Origin of the sequence: Mesorhizobium sp. B2-5-11 (genome assembly GCF_006440835.1) — a bacterium.
Classification (GTDB): Bacteria; Pseudomonadota; Alphaproteobacteria; order Rhizobiales; family Rhizobiaceae; genus Mesorhizobium.
Genome location: NZ_VFUK01000008.1, coordinates 109,368 through 130,017, shown reverse-complemented (window position 1 = coordinate 130,017; position 20,650 = coordinate 109,368). Strand labels below are relative to the sequence as shown.

Here is a 20,650-nt window from a genome sequence, read left to right as displayed (position 1 = left end):
CTTATTGAATTCCGCTCGCTTCCTCGAGCGGAGCGATCTCGACCAGCGGCGCCGGCACGCTGGTCGTCTTTTCCTGCGCCTTGCAGAGGTCGGCGATGACGCAGGCCGGGCAATCCGGCTTGCGCGCCTTGCAGACGTAGCGGCCATGCAGGATCAGCCAGTGATGCGCGTGGCGCATATATTCGTCGGGAATGATCTTCAACAGCCCCTGCTCGACCTGGTCGGGCGTCTTGCCGGGCGCCAGTCCTATGCGGTTGCCGATGCGGAAGATGTGCGTGTCGACGGCCATCGTGTGCTGGCCGAAGGCCATGTTGAGCACGACATTGGCGGTCTTGCGCCCGACCCCCGGCAATTTGACCAGTTCGTCCCGGCTGTCCGGCACCTCGCCACCATGATCGCGAATCAATGCCTGCGACAACGCGATGACGTTCTTGGCCTTGTTGCGCCACAGACCGATGGTCCTGATATAGTCGCCGACCCTGGCCTCACCCAGATCCAGCATTTTGCGCGGCGTATCGGCGATCTTGAACAGCGCCCGTGTCGCCTTGTTGACGCCGGCGTCGGTCGCCTGCGCCGACAGCACGACGGCCACCAGCAGGGTGAAGGGGTTTACATGTTCGAGCTCGCCCTTCGGCTCCGGCCGCTGGACGGCAAAGCGCCGGAAAATCTCGTGCACCTCCGCCGGACTGTAGAGCGTTCTGGATCGGGCCGGCCTGGGGCTCGGCTTGGCGTTCGAGCCGTCGCGCCGTCCAGGCGGTGGCTTCTTTTCGGATTGTGCGGGTACTTTGGACTTGGGGCTTGCCATTTCCTTCCTATAATATCCAGATATGAACGACACAAATGCCTCGTTCCAGGCGGACGAACCCTTCTTCAGCGCCTTGCTGACCCCGCACCGGTCGCTGGGCAAGACCGGCTTCGCCGTGCTGATGGTCGCGCTGCTGTTCGGCTGGCTGGTGACCGGGGCTTTTTTCCTGTCGCGCGGCGCCTGGCCGGTTTTCGGCTTCTTCGGTCTGGACGTTGTCGCCGTCTACATTGCCTTCCGCATGAACTACCGTGCCGCCCGCGCCCGCGAGGAGGTGTCGATCTCGCGCACCAGTCTCGATATCCGCAAGACCGCGCCGTCGGGAAAATCGGAAGCGCACCGCTTCAACCCGTTCTGGGCGCGCTTTTCGGTCGCCCGTCACGCCGAAATCGGCATCACCCGGATGGCGGTCGAGGCGCAGGGACAAAACGTGGCGATCGGCGGCTTTCTCGACCCCGATTCCCGCGAAAGCTTCGCCACCGCCTTTTCACGTGCGCTCGCCACCGCCAAGGCGCGCTAGCCGAACAGCTTGCGTCCGGACCGCGTCGAACAAGGGTACGACGTTTCAGAAGCGATAGCGCAAAAGCCTGCCGATCTTGCGCAGTGCGGGAATGTATTTCCAAAGCCGAACGAACAGCTGCGCGGGCCAGCCCATGCGGGCGGCGTGTTCAGGTCCATAGGCCGGAATGTCTTCGATGAATCGCAGCTTCGGGACAGCCAGTTCCAGTTCGCGCGGATCCTCGATCGCCCAGTGGACCTCGGCGCCTGTCGCCCTGATCGCCGGATTGAGGCGCAGCAGCTTCAGGCCGAAACCGCTGTAAGCGTCGAAAATCAGGTCGCCGCCGGCAAGATGTATGACCAGGCGCGAGAACAGGCGGAACCCTTCCTCGGCCGGGAGATAGGGCGTCAGCCCCTCCGCCACCACGATGGCCGGTCGGTTGCGGGGCACTTCAGCCAGCCAGTCCGGCTCTGTTACCGACGAAGCGATGAGGCGATAGCGGTCGCGCGGCGGGTAAAGCTTGCGCCTGAGTTCAATGACTTCCGGATAGTCGACATCGAACCAGTCCACGCCTGGCGGCGGATCGACCCGGAAGATGCGCGTGTCGAGCCCGCACCCCAGATGCAGCACGATGGCATCAGGATTTCTGGCCAAAAACTCCTCGACGCGGACGTCCAGCGTCTTTGCCCTGATCGCCAGGCCGATGCCGAGATTGCTGTCGACCTTGAGTCTTGAGAAATCATAGTCGATCTTACGCACCGCCTCGTCGGCGAAACGATCCCCAAGCAGCGAATGGGGCATCCGGCTTTCCAGCGCCTTGCCGTAGAGCGTCATCAGCAAGGTTTCTTTCGCGCCGGCGAGATTTACCTTTTCACCCGCCATGGCGACTCCTGGGCTCGAAAACCAGAGTTTATCTGGGTATGCGCCGCAAGAAGGCAAGTTTCGGGTGGTGATCGGCGCCCCAAGGGCTGATATTCCGGCTCAAGGAGAAGTCCCATGAGTACACAGACAGCAGTCCTCAAGAAGGACATCACGCCCGAAGGCAGCGACTACGAAATCGTGCGCCGCGCCATCGAGAAGATCAGCCTCGACTATCGCGACCAGCCTTCCCTCGAGGAGCTTGCAGAGGAGGTCGGCGAGACGCCGACCGGCCTGCAGAAGCTGTTCACACGCTGGGCCGGCCTTTCGCCCAAGGCTTTCCTGCAGGCGGTGACGCTGGACCATGCCCGCAGGCTGCTCGATTCCGGCATGCCGCTGCTTGAAACATCGTTCGAGGTCGGCATGTCCGGCCCCGGCCGGCTGCACGACCTGTTCGTCACCCATGAGGCGATGTCGCCGGGCGACTACAAGACGCGCGGCGCCGGGCTCACCATCCGCTATGGCTATCATAGCTCGCCATTCGGCACCGCCCTGATCATGGCCACCGACCGCGGGCTTGCCGGCCTCGCCTTTAGCGATCCGGGCGAGGAACGCGCCGCTTTCGCCGATATGTCCAGCCGCTGGCCGAATGCCGTCTATGTCGAGGACATGGCCGCGACCGGTCCCTACGCCGCACGCATCTTCGACCCGACGCTGTGGCGCCCGGACCAGCCGCTGCATGTCGTGATGATCGGCACCGACTTCCAGGTTCGCGTCTGGGAGGCCTTGCTCCAGATTCCGATGGGCAAGGCTCGCACCTATTCCTCGATTGCCGCCAGCATCGGCGCGCCGAGCGCCAGCCGCGCCGTCGGCGCCGCCAACGGCGCCAACCCGCTCTCCTTCGTGGTGCCTTGCCACCGCGCCATCGGCAAATCCGGCGACCTCACCGGCTACCACTGGGGCCTGACCCGCAAGCGCGCCATTCTGGGCTGGGAGGCTGGACAGGTCACCTCTTGAAATCGGGAACGCCGGCAACTTCCGCCGGCATTGTCACGTGGAAAACGACGACGCCCCGCTGACTCGCATGACGCGGCACCGCAGCGCTTGCCATATCGGCATGCACTGGAAAGCAACGATCTTACAGGATAGCTTCCCGCTCATTCATGAGGAGGCATTCCTTGATCATCGTCGTCGGCTCGATCAATCTCGACCTTATTGCCAATGTCGACCGCTTGCCGAGCCCTGGCGAGACGGTGAGCGGCTCCGGTTTCGCCACCGCGCCCGGTGGCAAGGGCGCCAACCAGGCGTTGGCCGCCGCGCGCGCCGGCGCCAAGGTGCGCATGGTGGGAGCCGTCGGCAAGGATAGTTTCGCCGGCGAGGCCCTGGCGCTGCTGCGCCAGGCCAAGGTGGATCTGTCTGGCGTGGGCGAAACTTTTGCCTCGACGGGCACCGCGCTGATCATGGTCGGCGACGATGGCGAGAACATTATCGCCGTGGTGCCGGGTGCCAACGCCTCGGTGCTGCCCGGCGACCTGTCCAAGGCCTTCCCCGGAAAAGGCGATGTCATGCTCCTGCAACACGAGATCCCGCTTGCGACCGTCGAAGCCGCGCTCGATCAGGCAAGCGCGGTCGGTGCCGTCACCGTGCTCAACACCGCACCCTTCCATCGCGACGCGGCCGGCTTGCTCGGCAAGGCCGACTATGTCGTCGCCAACGAGACTGAGTTCGACCTCTATGGCGAGGTGCTGTCGCTGAGCGGGCGCGACCGCGCGGCACGGATGCGCGACTTTGCCGGGAAAACCGGCCGCGCCATCGTCGTCACGCTCGGCGGCGACGGCGTGATGGCGGCGACGCCGACCGATTCCCTGACGGTGCCCGCATTGAAGATCACCCCGGTCGACACGGTTGGTGCAGGCGACACCTTTTGCGGCTATTTCGCCGCCGGCCTGTCGTCGGGCCTGCCCCTCGAACAGGCGCTCGCCCGGGCCGGCGCGGCCGGCTCGCTGGCATGCCTGAAGCCGGGCGCCCAGCCGGCCATCCCGTTGGCCGCCGATGTCGACCAGGCACTCCTGAAATCCCGCTGAGACGACCAGAATGCGCCCCCAGACAAAGCATGCCGCGCCACCGACCGGCGACATCTGCCGCCTGTCCGCCGTCGAGCTGGCCGACGCGATCCGGCAAAGGAAACTTTCGGTACGTGAGGTCGTGACGGCATTCCTCGACCGCGTCGAAGCCGTCAACCCGCTCGTCAACGCCATCGTTTCCTTGCGCGATCGTAGCGATATCCTGCGCGAGGCCGACGCAGCCGATGCCCGTCCGGACCGGGCCGGTGCGCTCTTCGGCCTGCCGATCGCGGTCAAGGATCTCGCAATGACCCGCGGCCTGCGCACCTCCTTCGGCTCGCCGATCTTCGCCGATTTCGTGCCGCAGGAGGACGATTTCTTCGTCGAGCGCATGCGCAAGGCCGGCGCCATCATCATCGGCAAGACCAACGTTCCCGAATTCGGCCTCGGCTCCAACACCTACAATCCCGTGTTCGGCCCGACGCTGAACGCCTTTGATCCAGATTTGAGCGCCGGCGGCTCGAGCGGCGGCGCCGCGGTGGCGCTGGCGCTGGACATGGTGCCCGTCGCCGACGGCAGCGACTTCGGCGGCTCGTTGCGCAATCCAGCCGCCTGGAACAATGTCTATGGTTTCCGGCCATCGCAGGGGCTCGTCCCCGGCGGCCCGGACGTCGAGGTCTTTCATGCCCAGATGGGCGTCGATGGGCCGATGGGTCGCAATGTCGGCGACATGGCGCTGCTGCTCGACGTGCAGGCGGGCCATCATCCGCGCGCACCCTTGTCCTATGAGAAACAAGGCTCCTTCCTCGAAGGCCTGCATATGCCCGCCAAAGGCGGCCGTGTCGCCTGGCTCGGCGATCTGGGCGGGCATTTGCCCATGGAGCCCGGCATCCTCGAGCTCTGCCAGGCCGCGCTCGACCGCTTCGGGGAGGCCTCGTTCAAGGCCGAGGCACTGGTGCCGGATTTTGATTTCGAGGCCTTGTGGCAGGCCTTCGTGACGTTGCGCCAGGCAAGCAGCGGCTGCGCGCTGAAAGTGCATTATGACGATCCTGCCAGGCGCGCCCTGTTGAAGCCCGAAGCCGTCTGGGAGGTGGAGAACGCGCAACTCCTGACGGCGCCTCGGATTCGCGCCGCCTCGGTCGTCCGGACGTCCTGGTACCGGACGCTGCTGTCGCTGTTCGACCGCTTCGACCTGATTGCATTGCCGACCGCGCAAGTCTTTCCGTTCGACGTCGGCACCCATTGGCCGCGCGAGATCGCCGGCCGGCCGATGGACAGCTATCACCGCTGGATGCAGGTTTCGGCGCCCGCCACCATGGGCGGCTGCCCGGCCGTCAGCGTGCCGGTCGGCTTCGAGGCCAGAGGCCGGCCGATGGGCATGCAACTGATCGGCCGGCCGCGTGGCGACATGGCTGTGCTGAAGGCGGCGGCGGCCTATGAGACGACACTGCCGTGGCCGTCCGGCGCCTGAATCCGGTGCATCTGCGTATCGCGCGGCTCCATGTGCCGGCTTGCACCGGCATCGCCGCCATGCATTGATTGTGGCGCCGCACAGGCGGCATTCTGCCCGAGGGAAAAATCATGTCGCTGGAACTCTATGCCGCCTATGTCCTTGCGTGCGTCGTCATCATCCTGGTGCCAGGGCCGACGGTCACGCTGATCATCGCCAACAGCATCCGTCATGGCTCCCGCGCCGGCCTGGCCAATGTCGCCGGCACGCAGGCCGGCCTGGCGGTCATGATCGCCATCGTCGGCATCGGCCTCAACACGCTGATATCGGGCATGGGGCACTGGTTCGAATGGGTGCGGCTGATCGGTGCCGCCTACCTGATCTGGATGGGCGTGCAGATGTTCCGGTCCAAGGGCAAGCTGAACGCCGACGGAACGGCGCGGAAGCCGCGCGGCGGCTTTTTCGTGCAGGGCCTGCTGGTGGCGCTCAGCAACCCGAAGACGCTGATCTTCTTCGGCGCCTTCTTTCCGCAATTCATCGCGCCGCAAGGCAATTATTCGCTGCAGATCGCCGTCATGGGCCTCACCGCCATGATCTTCGCCGCCATGTCGGATTCGACTTATGCGCTGGCCGCCGGCCGCGCCGGTCGCATCCTGTCCGCCCGCCGCGTCAAGCTCCTGTCCAGGATCAGCGGCAGCTTCATGATCGGCGGCGGCCTGTGGCTGGCGTTTTCACGGTCGAAGTGAGCACCGCCGCCTTTCCTTCCCCCTTGTGGGGGAAGGTGGATCGGCGCGCAGCGCCGAGATGGTTGAGGGGTGCGTGACGGAGTGAGGCGTCGGCGTTCCCGGAACACCCCTCATCCGACCTCGCTTCGCGAGGCCGCCTTTTCCCGCGAGGGGAGAGGGTAAGGAGGCGGATTTAAAGCCGCCCCAGCCGTTCCAGCAACAGCGCGAAGAAGCCGTCATGGTCGATGTCGCCCATCACCTTGGCGTTCTTTTCCCGCTTGGTGACGCCCCACCAGTCGATCACGGTCATGCCCATGGTCAGTTCCGAGCTGGTTTCCACGCTGACATTGCAGTTACGGCCTTTGAACAGCTCCGGTTTCAACAGGTAGGCGATGACGCAGGGGTCATGCAGCGGCCCGCCATCGGTGCCGTATTTCTCCTCGTCGAAACGCTCGAAAAACTCCAGCATCTCGGCCGTTGCGGTACCGACCTTGGTGCCGAGCTTGCGAAAGGCCTGGGTGCGCTTGGCGGTGGTCAGCGCCTTGTGGGTGACGTCGAGCGGCATCAGCACGATCGGAATGCCGGATTTCAACACCACCTCGGCCGCGTGCGGATCGACATAAATGTTGAATTCGGCCGCCGGCGTGACATTGCCGCCTTCGAAGAAGCCACCGCCCATCAGGATAATTTCCTTGGTGCGCGGCGCGATCCTCGGCTCGCGGATCAGCGCCAGCGCGATATTGGTGAGCGGCCCGAGAGCGCACAGCGTGATGCTGCCGCTCTCTTCCTTCATCAGCGTCTCGACGATGAAATCGACGGCGTACTTATCCTGCAGCTTCATCGTCGGTTCGGGCAATTGCGGCCCGTTGAGGCCGGTTTGGCCATGCACCGCCTCGGCCGTAACCAGTTCACGCGCCAGGGGACGGACGGCGCCGGCATAGACCTTTATGTCGGGTCGGCCGGCCAGTTCGCAGATCTTGCGGGCGTTCTTTTCGGTAAGGTTCAGCGGCACGTTGCCGGCTACGGCTGATATGCCGACGATCTCCAGCTCGGGGCTGCCAAGCGCCAGCAATATGGCGACGGCATCGTCCTGGCCAGGATCCGTGTCGATGATGATCTTGCGTGTTTGGGGCATTTCAATTCCTTGTTTGGCCATGAGCCCATGCGTCCGAGCGAGCATGCGAAACGCATCGAACCGGCCTTGAGCTGCCGAACCGCTCCGCCCGGGGGACGAATCCCGGCGCAGCGCTTCTCCTTGCATCTCACTGCCGTTTCAAGCGCCATGTCGATCATTCTTGTGAGTCCACGACGTGGTCTTTTTGGGCGGGTGTTTTGATGGCTTGAACTTGGTCGTGGGGCGGACCATATCAAGACCATCGGGAAAAATGCCATCTGGGTTTTTCCAGTTTATGTCGCTCTTGAGAGGACAATGTAACATGAGCCGAATGACGCCTTTCTCCAGTCCGCTTCTCCTGGGTTTCGACGCCATGGAAAAGACGCTGGAGCGCCTGGCGAAATCCGGTGACAGCTATCCTCCTTACAACATCGAGCGGCTCAGCGGCGCCGACGGCAAGGCCGAAAGGCTGCGCATCACGCTCGCTGTCGCCGGTTTCGCCGAAAGCGATCTCGATGTCACCACGGAGGAAAACCAGTTGGTCGTGCGCGGTCGTCAGACCGACGATACCGAGCGCGAATTTCTTCACCGCGGCATCGCCGCACGCCAATTCCAGCGCTGCTTCGTGCTGGCCGACGGCATGCGGGTGATCGCGGCGGAGTTGAAGAACGGCCTTTTGTCGATCGATCTCGATCGGCCCGAGTCCGAGCGGCTGGTACGGAAAATAAACATATCGGTGAAAGACTGATCTTTGCCGATGGCTCTCATGCGGGATGGCCTACTGCCCAGGACCAGGGCGGCGTCTCGCGCCAAGGAGGCTTGAAATGACCAGAATTGACCAAAATCCCACCATGACCAGCGGTGAATTCGCCCATCTCGGCGAGGGCTCGGTCGCTTATCTGCGCAAGGTAACGAGCGAGGAACTGCTCGGCCGTTTCCCGGGCATTGGCGAAATCGCGCCCGGCATGGAATTGTGGGCGCTGTTTGCCGCCAACGGCCAGCCGATCCTGCTTTCGGATGCGCGCGATCGCGCGCTGGCCGGCGCCATGGAAAACGACCTGACCACGGTCGCCATTCATTAAGGCGATTTTCCGCTGAAAACGAACGGGGCCGCCCGTGGCGGCCCTCGACCATCGTTTATCCAGAAAACGTCAGGCCGCGTGCGAGGCCTGGGTGTCCGACAGAAGCGCGTGGATTGCCACGGCGTCGCGCGTTCCCCTGATCTTGGCCACCGTATCGGCGTCGCGCAGCACCCGCGCGATGCGCGACAGCGCCTTCAGATGATCGGCGCCGGCCCCTTCAGGGGCCAGCAGCAGGAACACCAGGTCGACCGGCTGGTCGTCGAGCGCCTCGAAATCGACCGGCGTCTCCAGGCGGGCGAACACGCCGGCGATGCGCTTCACGCCGGCCAGCTTGCCGTGCGGAATGGCGATGCCGTTGCCGACCCCGGTCGAGCCGAGCCGCTCGCGCTGCAGGATGGTGTCGAACACCTCCCGCTCCGGAATGCCGGAAATCGCGGCCGCCCTCTCCGACAGCAATTGCAGAAGCTGCTTCTTGGAGTTCGCCTTCAACGCCGGCAATATCGCCGGAACGTTGATGAGATCGCTCAGATCCATACTTGAAAATCCCTTGTTCGCCTGCCGTCACCAGTCCCCACCCCTCGTGCGGCCGGTTTTATCCCTGTGCGACCTTGGTCGTGGACGGATCGATCCAGCCGATGTTCCCATCCGGCCGGCGATAGACGATGTTGACGTGATTGTTTCCGGCGTTGCGGAAGACGAAGACCGGACTGTCCTTTGTGTCGAGTTCTATGACCGCCGACGCCACCGACATGGTCTTCAGCGTCATGGTCGATTCGGCGACGATGGCCGGCGCAAAATCCTCCGGAATGTCCTCGTCGTCATCGGCGAGTGGCGCCATCACCGTGTAGGCGATATCGGTGAGCTCGCCATTGCCCGAATTGTGCGATTTCAGCCGGCGCTTGTAGCGCCGAAGCCGGGTTTCCAGACGATCCGCCGCGGCCTCGAAAGCCAGCGTCGGGTCCTGGGCATCGCCGGTCGCCTGCAGCGAAGCGCCGGAATCCAGCCGGATCATGCAATCCGCCGAATAGCGCGAGCCCGATTTGATGACGGTGACATGTCCGGCAAAGCCGCGGTCGAAATATTTGCCGATCGCCTCGCCGACACGATCGTTGATGCGCGTACGGAACGCATCGCCGATATCCATGTGTTTTCCCGATATGCGCAGATTCATCTGAAAACTGACCTTCCTTGCTCAGGCTTCAAACTGGCCGGAGTTTATACTCGTGGTCCGTGCGCACAAGCTTTGCGGCGTCACTCGCGCCGATTTAAATCCAAACTTTCCGGTTGATCACAAGCCGCCTTCTTGACCATCCCTAGGCCATTGTCGTGACGGACCATCCGCTAGCGGGCGCCGAGCCCGTCTCATGCGGGCGGGCTTCTAGCCACTTCACCGCAGCTTGTCAATGAAGCACGAACCCTGTGGAAATCGCCGAACCTAGCGCCCGGCGCTGGCAAGGGCCCGCTTCTCGCGCCGGCGCTGCACCGAGGACGGGATATTCATGCCTTCCCTGTATTTGGCGACCGTACGCCTGGCGATATCGACGCCGCTTTCGCGCAACATGTCGACGATCGCGTCGTCGGACAGGACGTCGACGGTTTTTTCCTCGTCGATCAATTGCTTGATGCGGTCACGCACCGCTTCCGACGAATGCGCCTCGCCACCGCCCGACGAGGCGATCGAGGCGGTGAAGAAATAGCGCAGTTCGAACACGCCGCGCGGCGTCAGCATGTACTTGTTCGCGGTGACCCGGCTGACGGTCGATTCGTGCATGCCTATGGCGTCGGCCACCGTGCGCAGGTTGAGCGGCTTCAGCTGGCGCACGCCATGGACGAGGAAGGCATCCTGCTGGCGCACGATCTCCGATGCGACCTTGAGAATGGTCTTTGCCCGCTGATCGAGGCTTCGCGTCAGCCAATTGGCGTTCTGCAGGCACTCGGCCAGGAAATCCTTTTCGGCCTGGTTCTTGGCGTGCGGCGAAACCTGGGCGAAATAGATGTGGTCGACCAGCACGCGCGGCAGCGTTTCGGCGTTGAGCTCGACCGTCCAGCTGCCGTCATTGGCCGCGCGCACCTCGACATCGGCAATGACGGCGTCGCTGGCGCCGCCCGAAAAGGCCATGCCCGGCCGCGGATCGAGCGCCCGGACCTCGGCCAGCATGTCCAGCAGGTCCTCTTCGTCGACGCCGCAGATCCGCTTCAGCGTGTGGAAATCGCGGCGCGCCAGGAGTTCGAGGTTGGCAATCAGCGCCTTCATCGCCGGATCGAGCCTGTCGCGTACGGCAAGTTGCAGCGACAGGCATTCGGCAAGGTCGCGGGCGAACAGGCCGGACGGCTCGAAGGTCTGGCACACCGACAGCACCTTGGCCACGGCGTCGGCGCCGCTACCAAGGCGCGAAGCTATCTCAGCCGTATCGGCGCGCATATAGCCGGTCTCGTCGAGGCCGTCCGCGAGTTCGCCGGCGATCAGGCGCGCCGCCGGATCGGTGAAAGCGAGCGCGATCTGCTCGCTGACATGATCGCGCAGCGTGATCGCGGTCGCCGCCATGTCGCCGGCATCGAAGCCTTCGGTCGAGGACGTGCCGCCATTGCCGGTCGCCGATTTCCACTGTGCCGTGAGGTCTGGTCCGAGTCGCTCGCTGGTGCCCGGGTCGTCCGGGAACAGGTTCTCCAGCGATGTGTCGAGCTTTTCCGAGATTGCCTCGGCGCTCCATCCCGCTTCGGTCTCGAACCAGTCGCCGTCGGCGGCCGTTTCCGGTGCCGCCTCGGTCCTCGGCGCCGCCTGGTCGCTGGCGGCGTCGTCCTGCGGCTCGGCGCGCTCCAGCAACGGGTTGCGCTCGATCTCCTCGTCGATGAAGTGCTCGAGTTCGGCATGGGTGAACTGCAGCAGCCGGATCGACTGCATCAGCTGCGGCGTCATCACCAGCGACTGCGACTGTCGTAGCTGTAGTTTCGCCGCCAACGCCATGGTTCGGTTTCAAACGCCTCGTCTGCATCCGGACTGCCGGAAGGAATTTTCGCGAACCGATAGAAACTGGCCCGGCTTTTGCTTGTCAAGGCAAACGCTAGCAAAACCCGCTTACCGGAGCGTTATCCCGGAGCAAAATCGCGAGAAAATGGCCCCTGACAGGAAAAAAATCGCGTCAGGAAACAAATTTCACGCTCAAAGCGTGAATCCCTCGCCCAGATAGAGCCGCCGCACGTCGGGATTTGCGACCACTTCATCGGCCCGGCCATGAGTGAGCACCTGGCCGGCATGGATGATGTAGGCGCGGTCGATCAGGCCGAGCGTCTCGCGCACATTGTGATCGGTGATGAGCACGCCGATGCCGCGCGCCGTCAAATGACGCACCAGTTGCTGGATGTCGGCGACGGCAATCGGGTCGATGCCGGCGAAAGGCTCGTCGAGCAGCATGTAGGCCGGGCGCGTGGCCAGCGCACGCGCGATCTCCAGGCGCCGACGTTCGCCGCCGGAAAGCGACATCGACGGCGCCTTGCGCAGATGGCTGATGTGGAACTCCTCGAGCAGTTCGTCGAGGCTGCGCTCGCGCTCCTTGCGGCTCTTTTCGACCACTTCCAGCACGGCGCGAATGTTCTGCTCGACGCTGAGGCCGCGGAAGATCGAGGCCTCCTGCGGCAGATATCCGATGCCCAGACGAGCACGCCGGTACATCGGCATGGAGGTGACATCGAAGCCGTCGATCTCGATCGTGCCCTCGTCCACCGGCACCAGGCCGGTGACCATGTAGAAACAGGTGGTCTTGCCGGCACCGTTCGGACCGAGCAGCCCGACGGCCTCGCCGGCACGCACCCCGAGCGTGACGCCGCTGACCACCTTGCGACCCTTGTAGCTCTTGGTCAGGCCCTTGGCGATCAAGGTTCCCTTGAACTTCGCCTTATCGGCGGTGACCGTGGCCGGAGCCGAAACCTTGCCGGCGGCCCGCCCCGGAAGACGCGCCGTCAGCGACGACAGGCTGGCCATCAGGGGTTCGTCGCTCCCGATTTCGGCGGTGGCGTCATCGACATGATGACACGTCCGCCGCAGCCGTCGACATTGGCGAGGCCAGTCTTCATCTGCACGGTGAGCTTGCAGCCCTTGAGGACATTGGGGCCTTGCGACAGCACCACTTCCTTGCCGGACAGGACCAGCACCTGCGTCTTCATGTCGAAGGTGCCATTGTCACCGGTCGCGATCTGGTCATTCGACTTGATGTAAACTTTTCCGCTGACTTCAAGGTGGTCGATGTTGGCGGAGCCGGTCATCGCCGCTCCCGCTGCTTCCGTCCCCTTTGCGGCCGCGTTCGGGTCCTTGACGTAGTAGACCATCATCTTGCCGGACTTGAGCAGGGTCGGTCCCTGCACGACCGTGACGTTGCCGGTGAACACGGCGACGTTGTCCGCCTGCCGGACCTCCAGCTTGTCGCTCTCGATCTGGATGGGCTTGTCGCCCGACAGTTTGAGCCCGGACGCGCTCTCGGCGCTGGATTGCGCCAGCGCCGGCGCAAGCCCCAGCAAAAGCAGCGCCGAAGCTGCGGCGGCAAGCCGTGTCGAACTAATGAGCCACATTCGCTTCTTCGCCCTTTGCCTCTGCCGCCTTCAGATTGGCGGGATCGATATTGACGCGCACTTTGTTCTCGAACACCAGAACCTTGCCATTGTCCTGCACCGACAAGGAATTCGCGGTGATCTGCGACCCGTCACGGCTGACGTCCACGGGGTCATCCGTCTTCATAGTGCCTTTGCCCATGTCGAGGAAGACCGATTTGAACTTGGCCTGAAGGCCGTCGGTCGTGGCGATCGTGACGTCGCTGGTCAGGTGCATCGTATTGCCTTCGCGATCGTAGGTACCATGCGTGGCTTTGATCGCAGCGACATTGTCGGCCGCGATCGGCACCTTGGCGTCGATGCCGTCGAGTTCGATGATGCCTTGCGTGCTGACGTCCTGTATGGCGCGCAATGCCGTCATGGAATAGGGCAATTTCTGCTTGGTGAAGCCGTTGAGCTTAGGGTTGGCCATCACCAGCTTGCCGTTGGAAAAGGCGGTGCCTTCCGCCTGGACCGCGACGGACACCGGTGCGGCGAGGTAGGAATAGACCGGGAAGGCAATGGCGATCAACGCCGCCAGCACCGGCACGGCGAATTTGAGCACGCGCACCCGGCGCGAATGCCGCCGTGCGCGATCGAACGCGTCCCCCCTCGCCGGGCCGTCCGCCGGGGGAGCCAACTCCGTCTCGGTGCTGCTCGCTTCACTCGTTCGCGCTAACATAACTGCTTTCTTCTAAAACCCCTGCCCCGCCGGGCAACACCGCCTATAGGTGGGACGTCGGCGCTTTCAAGCAAGCACAAGCCGACGAAAACCGCGAAAATGTGACAGTTGCTGTCGTGCAGATCAGAACGGATCAACACCGACAGCCCTGCTTCATAGCAGAAATAGACGTCTGGCGTACATTTTTCGTTACCATCGGCTCTCCCCTTACCTGCCGTTCGTTCACGGACCAATCACGAAACCGACGTCTTGGCGGACGCTGACGCGCACTTGCCTCGCGTGCGCCGCGCGCGGATTGCCGCGTCATGCGCAGACGGAACTGCTTCCAGACCGGGACGTCATGGTCTAAAAGCATCTCTTTCCATCGACCGTGAGGCTGACCATGGCATTGAGAGCCGACGACCTGATCGACCGCCGCCGCTTGCGGCGTAAGCTGACCTTCTGGCGCGCTGCGGCCATCGCCATCGTTGCGCTCGGCGTCATTGCGATCTCGGCCTGGTTCTATCGCGACGATTTCGGCGGCTCGGCCGTCGATCATATCGCCAAGGTCAGGATCGAAGGCACCATAACCGAGGACGACGAACTGATCGAGCGGCTGGAAGCCATCCGCAAGTCGCCGAGGGTGAAAGGCGTGATCCTCGCCATCGATTCCCCCGGCGGCACCACCGTCGGCGGTGAATCGATCTATGAGGAGGTGCGCAAGCTCGCCGCCGACAAGCCTGTCGCGGCCGAGGTCGGCACGCTCGCCGCGTCGGCCGGCTACATGATCGCGAGCGCCACCGATCACATCGTCGCCCGCAAGACCTCGATCGTCGGCTCGATCGGCGTGTTGATCCAGTATCCTGATGTCAGCGGCCTGATGGACAAGCTCGGCGTCAAGCTGGAGGAAGTGAAATCCTCGCCGCTCAAGGCCTCGCCCTCGCCTTTCAAGCCGACCAACGACGACGAGCGCGCCATGGTCCGCAAGCTCATCCTCGACAGCTACGACTGGTTCGTCGGCATCGTCGCCGAACGCCGCAAGATGACCCGCGAGCAAGCGCTGGCGCTCGCCGACGGATCGATCTTCACCGGTCGCCAAGGGGTCGCCAACGGCCTGATCGACGCCGTCGGCGGCGAGACCGAGGCGATCGACTGGCTGGCGACCAAGGGCGTCGACTCGAAACTCAAGGTGGTCGAATGGAAGGACACGGAGCGGCGCGGCGGCTTCCTGTTTTCCAAAGCGATGGTGCGCACGATCGCCGGCGCGCTCGGCCTGCCGGACTACAGCGGCGATATCATCCATGAACTTGGCGCCGACCGCTTGTTTCTTGACGGTCTCGTTTCCGTCTGGCACCCTTGAGATGCCGTTTGGGGTGGATGAAAAAGCAAACAAAATCATCCTCATAATTTCGACCGCACCGATTTCAGGGGACCCGTCCGATGATCAAGTCCGAACTTGTGCAGATTATTGCCACGCGCAATCCGCATCTTTTCCTGCGCGACGTTGAAAACATCGTCGGCGCGATTTTCGACGAGATCACCGACGCGCTCGCCGAAGGCAACCGGGTCGAATTGCGTGGCTTCGGTGCCTTTTCGGTGAAAAATCGCCCCGCCCGCACCGGCCGCAACCCGCGCACCGGTGAATCCGTCGAGGTCGAGGAGAAATGGGTGCCTTTCTTCAAGACCGGCAAGGAACTGCGCGAAAGGCTGAATGGCGGAAAATAGGCGCGACGCCAGACCGGCCCTTCCCGGGAGGCCGGTTTCCGACGGAAAACATCATGCTCAATCGCTTCATGCTCATCGTGGTCTTCGTGCCCCTGGCGGTCATCCTGATCGCGCTGGCCGTCGCCAATCGCGAACTCGTCGCCTTCACGCTGGATCCGTTCAATCCCGGCAATCCGGCGCTGACGCTCACTTTGCCGCTGTTCATCTTCCTGTTCCTGGCCCTCGCCGTCGGCATGGTCGTCGGCAGCCTGGCGACCTGGGTCAAGCAGGGACGTTACCGCAAGCTGGCGCGCCAGCGCGGCGTCGAGGCCGAGAACCTGCGCCAGGCGATCGGCCGCACCCCGTCGACACCGCAGGGACCGGTGCTGCCGAAGCCGACCAACTGACCGCCGCACGGCGCTGCGGCCCTCTCGGGCCCGCGATTTTCTTCACGGAGTTTCCCATGCTGACCATTTCGGCCGCAGAGGTCGACCAGTCGTTGACCTTCCCGGGCCTAGTGGACACGCTGCGCGTGGCTTTCCGTGACGGCGCGGTGCAACCTGTCCGGCACCATCACACGGTCGAACGGCCGGACGGTGCGGCCTCGACCTTGCTGCTGATGCCGGCCTGGACCGATTTCAACGCAGCCGGCATCTCGGCCGGGGGGCATATCGGCGTCAAGATCGTTACCGTCTCGCCCGACAACAATGCCATCGGCAAACCGGCAGTGATGGGGGTCTATCTCCTGCTCAACGGCGCCACCGGCGAACCGGAGGCCCTGATCGACGGCCAGCGGCTGACGCAATGGCGCACGGCCTGCGCCTCGGCGCTCGCCGCATCCTATCTGGCGCGCGAAGACGCTTCCCGGCTGCTGGTGATCGGGGCCGGTGCGCTGTCGCCATTCCTCGCCAAGGCGCATTGCGCCGTGCGGCCGATCAGGACCATCCGCATCTGGAATCGCACCTTGGACAACGCCGAGAAGGTCGCCGCCGGACTGCGCGCCGAGGGCTTCGCGGCGAGCGCAGCGACCGATCTCGATGCCGAGCTCGGCCAGGCCGATATCGTCTCGTCGGCGACGATCGCCACCGATCCGCTGATCAAGGGCGCCCGCCTGAAGCCGGGAAGCCATGTCGACATGGTCGGCGGCTTCACCCCGACAATGCGCGAAAGCGACGACGAGGCGATAGGGCGCGCCCGCGTCTATGTCGACACCCGCGCCGGCGCCACCAAGGAAGCGGGCGACATCGTCATACCGCTCGCTTCGGGCGTGTTGAAACCGGAAGCCATCATAGCCGACTTGCACGAGCTGGCGCGCGGTCAGAAGCAAGGGCGCCGGAGCGCCGACGAGATCACGCTGTTCAAGTCGGTCGGCGCCGCGCTCGAGGACCTTGCCGCCGGCATTGCCGTCTACAAGGCGCTCAGGAGCTAGCTTACTGTCCCGGCTGGTTAGCGCCCATAGCTTCGGCGATTACGGCGAAATCGGCCGCGCTTATCGAGAACAGGCCGAAGCGCAGTTGATACCCCCAATTCGGCTTGCCGGCCGTGAAGTCCAGCCTGTCGAGCAATGGCTTGATCGGCGCTTCCCCGGCCGCCGCCCAGTCGACGTCGCGGCGAAAGGGCGTGAAGCCGCCGCCCATGTCGCCTTGATAGGGTTCTCCCTCCCGTACCGTGCCGATCGCCGTGAACGCCCGCAGCCCGTCTTTCTCGCCCAAAATCGTTGTCGGCGAATAATAAACAATGCCGTCCCCGGGCTGCATCCGCCGCAGCGGCGCCGCCTTGCCGTGGTTGACCTGCATAAAGCCGCCCTCGCGGCCGCGCCGGACGTGCTGCGCCGACGCCACCGCGATCCAATACGCGCTCATTCCTGCTCCCCGTCGGCCTGCTGCCCGTCCGACAGCCAGTAGACCCGCAGGCGATGGTTGTCGGGATCGAGCGCAACGAAGGTGCGGCCGAAATCCATGTCGGTCGGCGCCTGCAGGATCTTCAGCCCACGTCCGGACCAGTCGGCATGGGCGGCATCGACTGCCTCGGGCGTATCCAGGACAAAGACGATCTCGGCGCCGCCACCGGTCGCTGCCGCCGCCGGTTCCACCGTATGCCTCGACCAGAGACCGAGTTTGAAACCGTTGTCGAGCACGAACAGCACGAATGTCGGCGCGCTTTCGACCGGCTCGCGGCCGAGCAGCGCGCTGTAGAAGGCGCCGCTACGCTGCGGCTGGTCGACGTAGAGGATGACGAAATTGGGGGTGACCATGTCTGTTCTCCAGGGGTTTCGACCGGGACAGATATAAAGCGCGCCACTGTCAGATTCTGGCAGTACCCGTCATGGAGGCGCCCTGGACAGCTTACACACCGCTAGTGTCGAGCGTCGCCCGCCATTCCTTCAGCAGCGCCTGACGGCGGCGCGGATAACGCAGATCCGTCGTCTTGAGCTCGGCTATGCGGTCGGTGCGAAAATGCCGGAAATCCTGCCGCATTTCGCACCACGCCACCACGACCCGCACCTTGTCGAAGAACCCAAGCGCGAACGGCCACACGATGCGCCACGAGCCCGCGCCACCGGCATCGCGATAGAAGAAGTCCAGCTTGCGCTCGTTGCGGATCGCCTGCCGCACCAGGCCGAGATCGATGCCTTCGACAGTCCCGCTGGGCGGCCCGACCAGCAGTGCGGTGGCGTCGAGATCCTCGCGCAGGTCATCCGGCAGCACCGACGCGATCTTGGCAAGCGCGTTGACGGCCGCTACCGAAAGCCGCGAATCCGGCTGCTTGGCGACCCAGCGCGAACCGAGCACAATTGCCTCGATCTCCTCGTCGCTGAACATCAACGGCGGCAGCATGAATCCGGGCTTCAGCACATAGCCGAGCCCCGCCTCGCCATCGATCGGCGCCCCCTGGCCCTGCAGCGTTGCGATGTCGCGGTAAAGCGTGCGAATTGAAATCCCGAGTTCGTCGGCGAGCGACTGCCCGCTCACCGGCATGCGATGCCGTCGTAATGTCTGGATCAGGTCGAGCAGGCGTTCGGAGCGGGACATATCGAAGATTTGCCTGTTTCTTTGACATTGGTCCATCGCAAGCCGACATGACCAGGCGACGGCCGCGCGGCGGACTTGGTTGCGAAGCCGGTTGCCCTATGTCAAAAGCGGCCACGCCTCGGAGATGCTCCTGCTTGAAATCTTTTCGCGACAAACGCCGCGACAGCCGTCCGCCCGCAAAAAGCGGTGCGCAACGGGTGCGTCCGCATGAAGGTCGTGGAACGGCCCGGCCGCAGGAGCGGCCCGACGCCAGGGCCGACGAGCGCCCCGAACCGAAGTCGGCGCCCCGCATTCTGGCCCGTCGCGACGGCGCTCTTCCGGCCGAACAGCTTCCGCTGATCCTCGAAGTGGCGCCGAATGGCGACTATGCGCTGCTCGACAGCGGCGCCGGCCAGAAGCTCGAACAATACGGTCCTTATCGGATCGTCCGCCCAGAGGGCCAGGCGATCTGGCAGAAGGCGCTGCCGGCAAGGGAATGGGACCGCGCCGACGCTGTCTTCACCGGCGATACCGACGAGGAAGGCATTGGCCGCTGGCGCTTCCCCGGGACGCCGCTCGGCGAGACCTGGCCGATGAAGCACGACGGCATCGATTATCTCGGCCGCTTCACCTCGTTTCGCCATGTCGGCGTGTTTCCCGAGCAGGCCTCGCACTGGGATCACATGGCCGGACTGATCGCGGCGGCCAGGCGGCCGGTCAAGGTGCTCAATCTGTTCGGCTATACCGGCCTTGCCTCGCTGGTGGCGGCGCGTGCCGGCGCCGAGGTCACCCATGTCGATGCCTCGAAAAAGGCGATCGGCTGGGCCCGCGAAAACCAGGAGATGGCCGGGCTTGGCAACAAGCCGATCCGCTGGATCGTCGAAGACGCAGTGAAATTCGCCGAGCGAGAGGAGCGCCGCGGCAGCCGCTATGACATTGTTCTGTTCGACCCGCCCGCCTATGGCCGCGGCCCCAAGGGCGAGGTCTGGCAGTTGTTCGAGGACCTGCCGGCATTGACCGATCTCTGCCGATCGATCCTGACGCCGAAACCGCTTGCCGTGGTGCTGACCGCTTATTCGATCCGCGCCTCCTTCTTCGCCATCCATGCCCTCATGCGCGACACCTTTGCCGGCATGGGCGGCAAGGTTGAATCGGGCGAATTGATCATCCGCGAAAAATCGGCGGGCCGCGCGCTGTCGACCTCGCTGTTCTCGCGCTGGGTGGCCTGATGAGTGGATATGACGGCGCCCGTCCGGTCGGGCAGGTGAAAGAGGTCACCAGCCTCGCCAATCCGCTGGTCAAGGACATCAAGGCGCTGGCCTTGAAAAAATTCCGCGACCAGCAGAACGCCTTCATGGCCGAGGGACTGAAGCTGGTCATCGATGCGCTCGACCTCGGCTGGCAGATCAGGACCCTGGTCTTCGCCAAGGCCGGACGCGGCAACGCGGCGGTTGAGAAGGTCGCTGCGCGTACGGTTGCCGCCGGCGGCACCGTGCTCGAAGTCTCGGAAAAAGTGCTTGTCGCCATAACCCGTCGCGACAATCCGCAAATGGTGATCGGCGTTTTCTCGCAGAAATTCCTGGCCCTGAAGGATATCCGCGCCGACAATGGCGATGTCTGGGTGGCGCTCGACCGGGTGCGCGATCCCGGCAACCTCGGCACCGTCATCCGCACGGTGGACGCCGTCGGCGCCAAGGGCGTGATCCTGGTCGGAGACACCACCGATCCCTTTTCGGTGGAGACGGTGCGCGCCACCATGGGCTCGATCTTCGCCGTTCCGGTGGCCAAGGCGACGACCGACGCATTCCTCGCCTGGCGCGGCGGGTTTTCTGGCCTCGTCGCCGGCACGCACCTCAAAGGCGCGGTCGACTACCGCTCGGTCGATTTTTCCCGGGGGCCGGTGCTGCTGATGATGGGCAATGAACAGCAAGGCCTGCCCGAAAGCCTGGCGGCGAGTTGCGACAGGCTGCTCAGGATTCCGCAGGCAGGGCGTGCCGATTCGCTCAATCTTGCCGTCGCCACCGGCGTCATGCTGTTCGAGATCCGCCGCGGCGCGCTGAAACTGGACCCTATGGTGGATTCGCAATGAGGGTTGCCCAA

The 20,650-nt window shown here is 64.1% G+C and carries 25 protein-coding genes; 13 read left to right on the top strand and 12 right to left on the bottom strand.

The window, feature by feature from the left end:
• Window position 1 precedes the first annotated feature (1 nt).
• Window positions 2–805, bottom strand: coding sequence for an endonuclease III (gene nth / locus FJ490_RS23620; protein WP_140560249.1), 804 nt, complete (start codon window positions 803–805; stop codon window positions 2–4).
• Window positions 806–827: 22 nt separating this feature from the next.
• Here nth and FJ490_RS23615 point away from each other — a divergent pair, with 22 nt between their 5' ends.
• On the top strand, window positions 828–1,322 hold the full coding sequence (locus tag FJ490_RS23615; RefSeq protein ID WP_140500184.1) for a DUF2244 domain-containing protein: 495 nt from the start codon (window positions 828–830) through the stop codon (window positions 1,320–1,322).
• Window positions 1,323–1,367: 45 nt separating this feature from the next.
• On the opposite strand, the gene FJ490_RS23610 is transcribed toward FJ490_RS23615, so the two are convergent.
• Entirely contained in the window at window positions 1,368–2,183 is an 816-nt protein-coding gene (locus FJ490_RS23610) for a class I SAM-dependent methyltransferase (RefSeq protein ID WP_140558411.1), read from the bottom strand.
• A 114-nt stretch (window positions 2,184–2,297) separates the two neighbouring features.
• On the opposite strand from FJ490_RS23610, the gene FJ490_RS23605 reads away from it, so the two are divergent.
• The 4 genes from FJ490_RS23605 (at window position 2,298) to FJ490_RS23590 (ending at window position 6,418) form a co-directional block, all read left to right on the top strand.
• Entirely contained in the window at window positions 2,298–3,176 is an 879-nt protein-coding gene (locus FJ490_RS23605) for a bifunctional helix-turn-helix domain-containing protein/methylated-DNA--[protein]-cysteine S-methyltransferase (protein WP_140729238.1), read from the top strand.
• Window positions 3,177–3,337: 161 nt separating this feature from the next.
• Window positions 3,338–4,243: a ribokinase gene (locus tag FJ490_RS23600; protein WP_140729239.1), complete on the top strand. Its 906-nt coding sequence runs from the start codon at window positions 3,338–3,340 to the stop codon at window positions 4,241–4,243.
• 10 nt (window positions 4,244–4,253) lie between these two features.
• The gene (locus FJ490_RS23595) at window positions 4,254–5,693 is read left to right on the top strand and encodes an amidase (RefSeq protein WP_140558408.1); all 1,440 of its coding nucleotides are present in this window, start codon (window positions 4,254–4,256) and stop codon (window positions 5,691–5,693) included.
• A gap of 110 nt (window positions 5,694–5,803) precedes the next feature.
• A complete protein-coding gene (locus FJ490_RS23590) occupies window positions 5,804–6,418 on the top strand; it encodes a LysE family translocator (RefSeq protein ID WP_140522507.1) in 615 nt (204 codons plus the stop codon).
• A gap of 172 nt (window positions 6,419–6,590) precedes the next feature.
• Here FJ490_RS23590 and FJ490_RS23585 read toward each other — a convergent pair whose 3' ends face one another.
• Window positions 6,591–7,532, bottom strand: a complete 942-nt coding sequence (locus FJ490_RS23585) for a nucleoside hydrolase (protein WP_140558406.1) — start codon at window positions 7,530–7,532, stop codon at window positions 6,591–6,593.
• Window positions 7,533–7,833: 301 nt separating this feature from the next.
• Here FJ490_RS23585 and FJ490_RS23580 point away from each other — a divergent pair, with 301 nt between their 5' ends.
• Both FJ490_RS23580 and FJ490_RS23575 read left to right on the top strand, forming a co-directional pair.
• A complete protein-coding gene (locus tag FJ490_RS23580) occupies window positions 7,834–8,259 on the top strand; it encodes an Hsp20 family protein (RefSeq protein ID WP_013893014.1) in 426 nt (141 codons plus the stop codon).
• A gap of 76 nt (window positions 8,260–8,335) precedes the next feature.
• A complete protein-coding gene (locus tag FJ490_RS23575; protein ID WP_140558405.1) occupies window positions 8,336–8,593 on the top strand; it encodes a DUF1150 family protein in 258 nt (85 codons plus the stop codon).
• Window positions 8,594–8,662: 69 nt separating this feature from the next.
• On the opposite strand, the gene ptsN is transcribed toward FJ490_RS23575, so the two are convergent.
• The 6 genes from ptsN to lptC all read right to left on the bottom strand — a co-directional run bounded on the left by ptsN (window position 8,663) and on the right by lptC (window position 13,856).
• The gene (gene ptsN, locus FJ490_RS23570) at window positions 8,663–9,127 is read right to left on the bottom strand and encodes a PTS IIA-like nitrogen regulatory protein PtsN (RefSeq protein WP_135898701.1); all 465 of its coding nucleotides are present in this window, start codon (window positions 9,125–9,127) and stop codon (window positions 8,663–8,665) included.
• A 58-nt stretch (window positions 9,128–9,185) separates the two neighbouring features.
• Complete coding sequence (raiA, locus tag FJ490_RS23565; protein WP_140500197.1) at window positions 9,186–9,764, bottom strand: ribosome-associated translation inhibitor RaiA; 579 nt, start codon at window positions 9,762–9,764, stop codon at window positions 9,186–9,188.
• Between the two features lie 264 nt (window positions 9,765–10,028).
• The gene (gene rpoN / locus FJ490_RS23560) at window positions 10,029–11,558 is read right to left on the bottom strand and encodes an RNA polymerase factor sigma-54 (RefSeq protein WP_140729240.1); all 1,530 of its coding nucleotides are present in this window, start codon (window positions 11,556–11,558) and stop codon (window positions 10,029–10,031) included.
• A 195-nt stretch (window positions 11,559–11,753) separates the two neighbouring features.
• The gene (lptB, locus tag FJ490_RS23555; RefSeq protein ID WP_140500202.1) at window positions 11,754–12,572 is read right to left on the bottom strand and encodes an LPS export ABC transporter ATP-binding protein; all 819 of its coding nucleotides are present in this window, start codon (window positions 12,570–12,572) and stop codon (window positions 11,754–11,756) included.
• Window positions 12,572–13,156 carry an LptA/OstA family protein gene (locus tag FJ490_RS23550; RefSeq protein ID WP_140566097.1) on the bottom strand — a complete coding sequence of 195 codons (585 nt, stop codon included), beginning with the start codon at window positions 13,154–13,156 and terminating at the stop codon, window positions 12,572–12,574. Before FJ490_RS23550 ends, lptB begins: the two co-directional genes overlap by 1 nt.
• Window positions 13,143–13,856 (bottom strand): LPS export ABC transporter periplasmic protein LptC, encoded by a 714-nt coding sequence (lptC, locus tag FJ490_RS23545; RefSeq protein ID WP_140513755.1) that lies wholly within the window; start codon window positions 13,854–13,856, stop codon window positions 13,143–13,145. Before lptC ends, FJ490_RS23550 begins: the two co-directional genes overlap by 14 nt.
• Window positions 13,857–14,238: 382 nt before the next feature.
• Between lptC and sppA the strand changes: the two genes are divergently transcribed.
• From sppA to FJ490_RS23525, 4 genes are all read left to right on the top strand, one after another.
• The gene (gene sppA / locus FJ490_RS23540; protein WP_140522514.1) at window positions 14,239–15,195 is read left to right on the top strand and encodes a signal peptide peptidase SppA; all 957 of its coding nucleotides are present in this window, start codon (window positions 14,239–14,241) and stop codon (window positions 15,193–15,195) included.
• An 80-nt stretch (window positions 15,196–15,275) separates the two neighbouring features.
• A complete protein-coding gene (locus FJ490_RS23535) occupies window positions 15,276–15,560 on the top strand; it encodes an integration host factor subunit beta (protein WP_006200394.1) in 285 nt (94 codons plus the stop codon).
• A 53-nt stretch (window positions 15,561–15,613) separates the two neighbouring features.
• On the top strand, window positions 15,614–15,946 hold the full coding sequence (locus FJ490_RS23530; RefSeq protein WP_140522516.1) for a DUF1049 domain-containing protein: 333 nt from the start codon (window positions 15,614–15,616) through the stop codon (window positions 15,944–15,946).
• A gap of 56 nt (window positions 15,947–16,002) precedes the next feature.
• A complete protein-coding gene (locus FJ490_RS23525) occupies window positions 16,003–16,968 on the top strand; it encodes an ornithine cyclodeaminase family protein (protein WP_140729241.1) in 966 nt (321 codons plus the stop codon).
• 1 nt (window position 16,969) lies between these two features.
• Here FJ490_RS23525 and FJ490_RS23520 read toward each other — a convergent pair whose 3' ends face one another.
• The 3 genes from FJ490_RS23520 to FJ490_RS23510 all read right to left on the bottom strand — a co-directional run bounded on the left by FJ490_RS23520 (window position 16,970) and on the right by FJ490_RS23510 (window position 18,571).
• Window positions 16,970–17,401: an EVE domain-containing protein gene (locus FJ490_RS23520; RefSeq protein WP_140558399.1), complete on the bottom strand. Its 432-nt coding sequence runs from the start codon at window positions 17,399–17,401 to the stop codon at window positions 16,970–16,972.
• Window positions 17,398–17,793, bottom strand: a complete 396-nt coding sequence (locus FJ490_RS23515; RefSeq protein ID WP_140500216.1) for a VOC family protein — start codon at window positions 17,791–17,793, stop codon at window positions 17,398–17,400. Before FJ490_RS23515 ends, FJ490_RS23520 begins: the two co-directional genes overlap by 4 nt.
• A gap of 91 nt (window positions 17,794–17,884) precedes the next feature.
• Window positions 17,885–18,571: a YafY family protein gene (locus tag FJ490_RS23510; protein ID WP_140729242.1), complete on the bottom strand. Its 687-nt coding sequence runs from the start codon at window positions 18,569–18,571 to the stop codon at window positions 17,885–17,887.
• 134 nt (window positions 18,572–18,705) lie between these two features.
• On the opposite strand from FJ490_RS23510, the gene FJ490_RS23505 reads away from it, so the two are divergent.
• Both FJ490_RS23505 and FJ490_RS23500 read left to right on the top strand, forming a co-directional pair.
• The gene (locus tag FJ490_RS23505; RefSeq protein WP_140500219.1) at window positions 18,706–19,779 is read left to right on the top strand and encodes a class I SAM-dependent rRNA methyltransferase; all 1,074 of its coding nucleotides are present in this window, start codon (window positions 18,706–18,708) and stop codon (window positions 19,777–19,779) included.
• On the top strand, window positions 19,779–20,639 hold the full coding sequence (locus FJ490_RS23500; RefSeq protein WP_140500221.1) for an RNA methyltransferase: 861 nt from the start codon (window positions 19,779–19,781) through the stop codon (window positions 20,637–20,639). The genes FJ490_RS23505 and FJ490_RS23500 overlap by 1 nt, the downstream gene beginning before the upstream one ends.
• Window positions 20,640–20,650: the final 11 nt, after the last annotated feature.

Bases quoted from the DNA above. Each gene is read 5' to 3' on its own strand.
- FJ490_RS23575 (WP_140558405.1), top strand. From the start codon at position 8,336: ATGACCAGAATTGACCAAAATCCCACCATGACCAGCGGTGAATTCGCC.
- lptB (WP_140500202.1), bottom strand. From the start codon at position 12,572: ATGGCCAGCCTGTCGTCGCTGACGGCGCGTCTTCCGGGGCGGGCCGCC.
- raiA (WP_140500197.1), bottom strand. From the start codon at position 9,764: ATGAATCTGCGCATATCGGGAAAACACATGGATATCGGCGATGCGTTC.
- rpoN (WP_140729240.1), bottom strand. From the start codon at position 11,558: ATGGCGTTGGCGGCGAAACTACAGCTACGACAGTCGCAGTCGCTGGTG.
- FJ490_RS23535 (WP_006200394.1), top strand. From the start codon at position 15,276: ATGATCAAGTCCGAACTTGTGCAGATTATTGCCACGCGCAATCCGCAT.
- FJ490_RS23595 (WP_140558408.1), top strand. From the start codon at position 4,254: ATGCGCCCCCAGACAAAGCATGCCGCGCCACCGACCGGCGACATCTGC.
- FJ490_RS23590 (WP_140522507.1), top strand. From the start codon at position 5,804: ATGTCGCTGGAACTCTATGCCGCCTATGTCCTTGCGTGCGTCGTCATC.
- ptsN (WP_135898701.1), bottom strand. From the start codon at position 9,127: ATGGATCTGAGCGATCTCATCAACGTTCCGGCGATATTGCCGGCGTTG.
- FJ490_RS23585 (WP_140558406.1), bottom strand. From the start codon at position 7,532: ATGCCCCAAACACGCAAGATCATCATCGACACGGATCCTGGCCAGGAC.
- FJ490_RS23510 (WP_140729242.1), bottom strand. From the start codon at position 18,571: ATGTCCCGCTCCGAACGCCTGCTCGACCTGATCCAGACATTACGACGG.
- FJ490_RS23610 (WP_140558411.1), bottom strand. From the start codon at position 2,183: ATGGCGGGTGAAAAGGTAAATCTCGCCGGCGCGAAAGAAACCTTGCTG.
- FJ490_RS23515 (WP_140500216.1), bottom strand. From the start codon at position 17,793: ATGGTCACCCCCAATTTCGTCATCCTCTACGTCGACCAGCCGCAGCGT.
- FJ490_RS23615 (WP_140500184.1), top strand. From the start codon at position 828: ATGAACGACACAAATGCCTCGTTCCAGGCGGACGAACCCTTCTTCAGC.
- FJ490_RS23525 (WP_140729241.1), top strand. From the start codon at position 16,003: ATGCTGACCATTTCGGCCGCAGAGGTCGACCAGTCGTTGACCTTCCCG.
- FJ490_RS23500 (WP_140500221.1), top strand. From the start codon at position 19,779: ATGAGTGGATATGACGGCGCCCGTCCGGTCGGGCAGGTGAAAGAGGTC.
- lptC (WP_140513755.1), bottom strand. From the start codon at position 13,856: ATGTTAGCGCGAACGAGTGAAGCGAGCAGCACCGAGACGGAGTTGGCT.
- FJ490_RS23520 (WP_140558399.1), bottom strand. From the start codon at position 17,401: ATGAGCGCGTATTGGATCGCGGTGGCGTCGGCGCAGCACGTCCGGCGC.
- FJ490_RS23580 (WP_013893014.1), top strand. From the start codon at position 7,834: ATGAGCCGAATGACGCCTTTCTCCAGTCCGCTTCTCCTGGGTTTCGAC.
- FJ490_RS23530 (WP_140522516.1), top strand. From the start codon at position 15,614: ATGCTCAATCGCTTCATGCTCATCGTGGTCTTCGTGCCCCTGGCGGTC.
- nth (WP_140560249.1), bottom strand. From the start codon at position 805: ATGGCAAGCCCCAAGTCCAAAGTACCCGCACAATCCGAAAAGAAGCCA.
- FJ490_RS23605 (WP_140729238.1), top strand. From the start codon at position 2,298: ATGAGTACACAGACAGCAGTCCTCAAGAAGGACATCACGCCCGAAGGC.
- FJ490_RS23550 (WP_140566097.1), bottom strand. From the start codon at position 13,156: ATGTGGCTCATTAGTTCGACACGGCTTGCCGCCGCAGCTTCGGCGCTG.
- sppA (WP_140522514.1), top strand. From the start codon at position 14,239: ATGGCATTGAGAGCCGACGACCTGATCGACCGCCGCCGCTTGCGGCGT.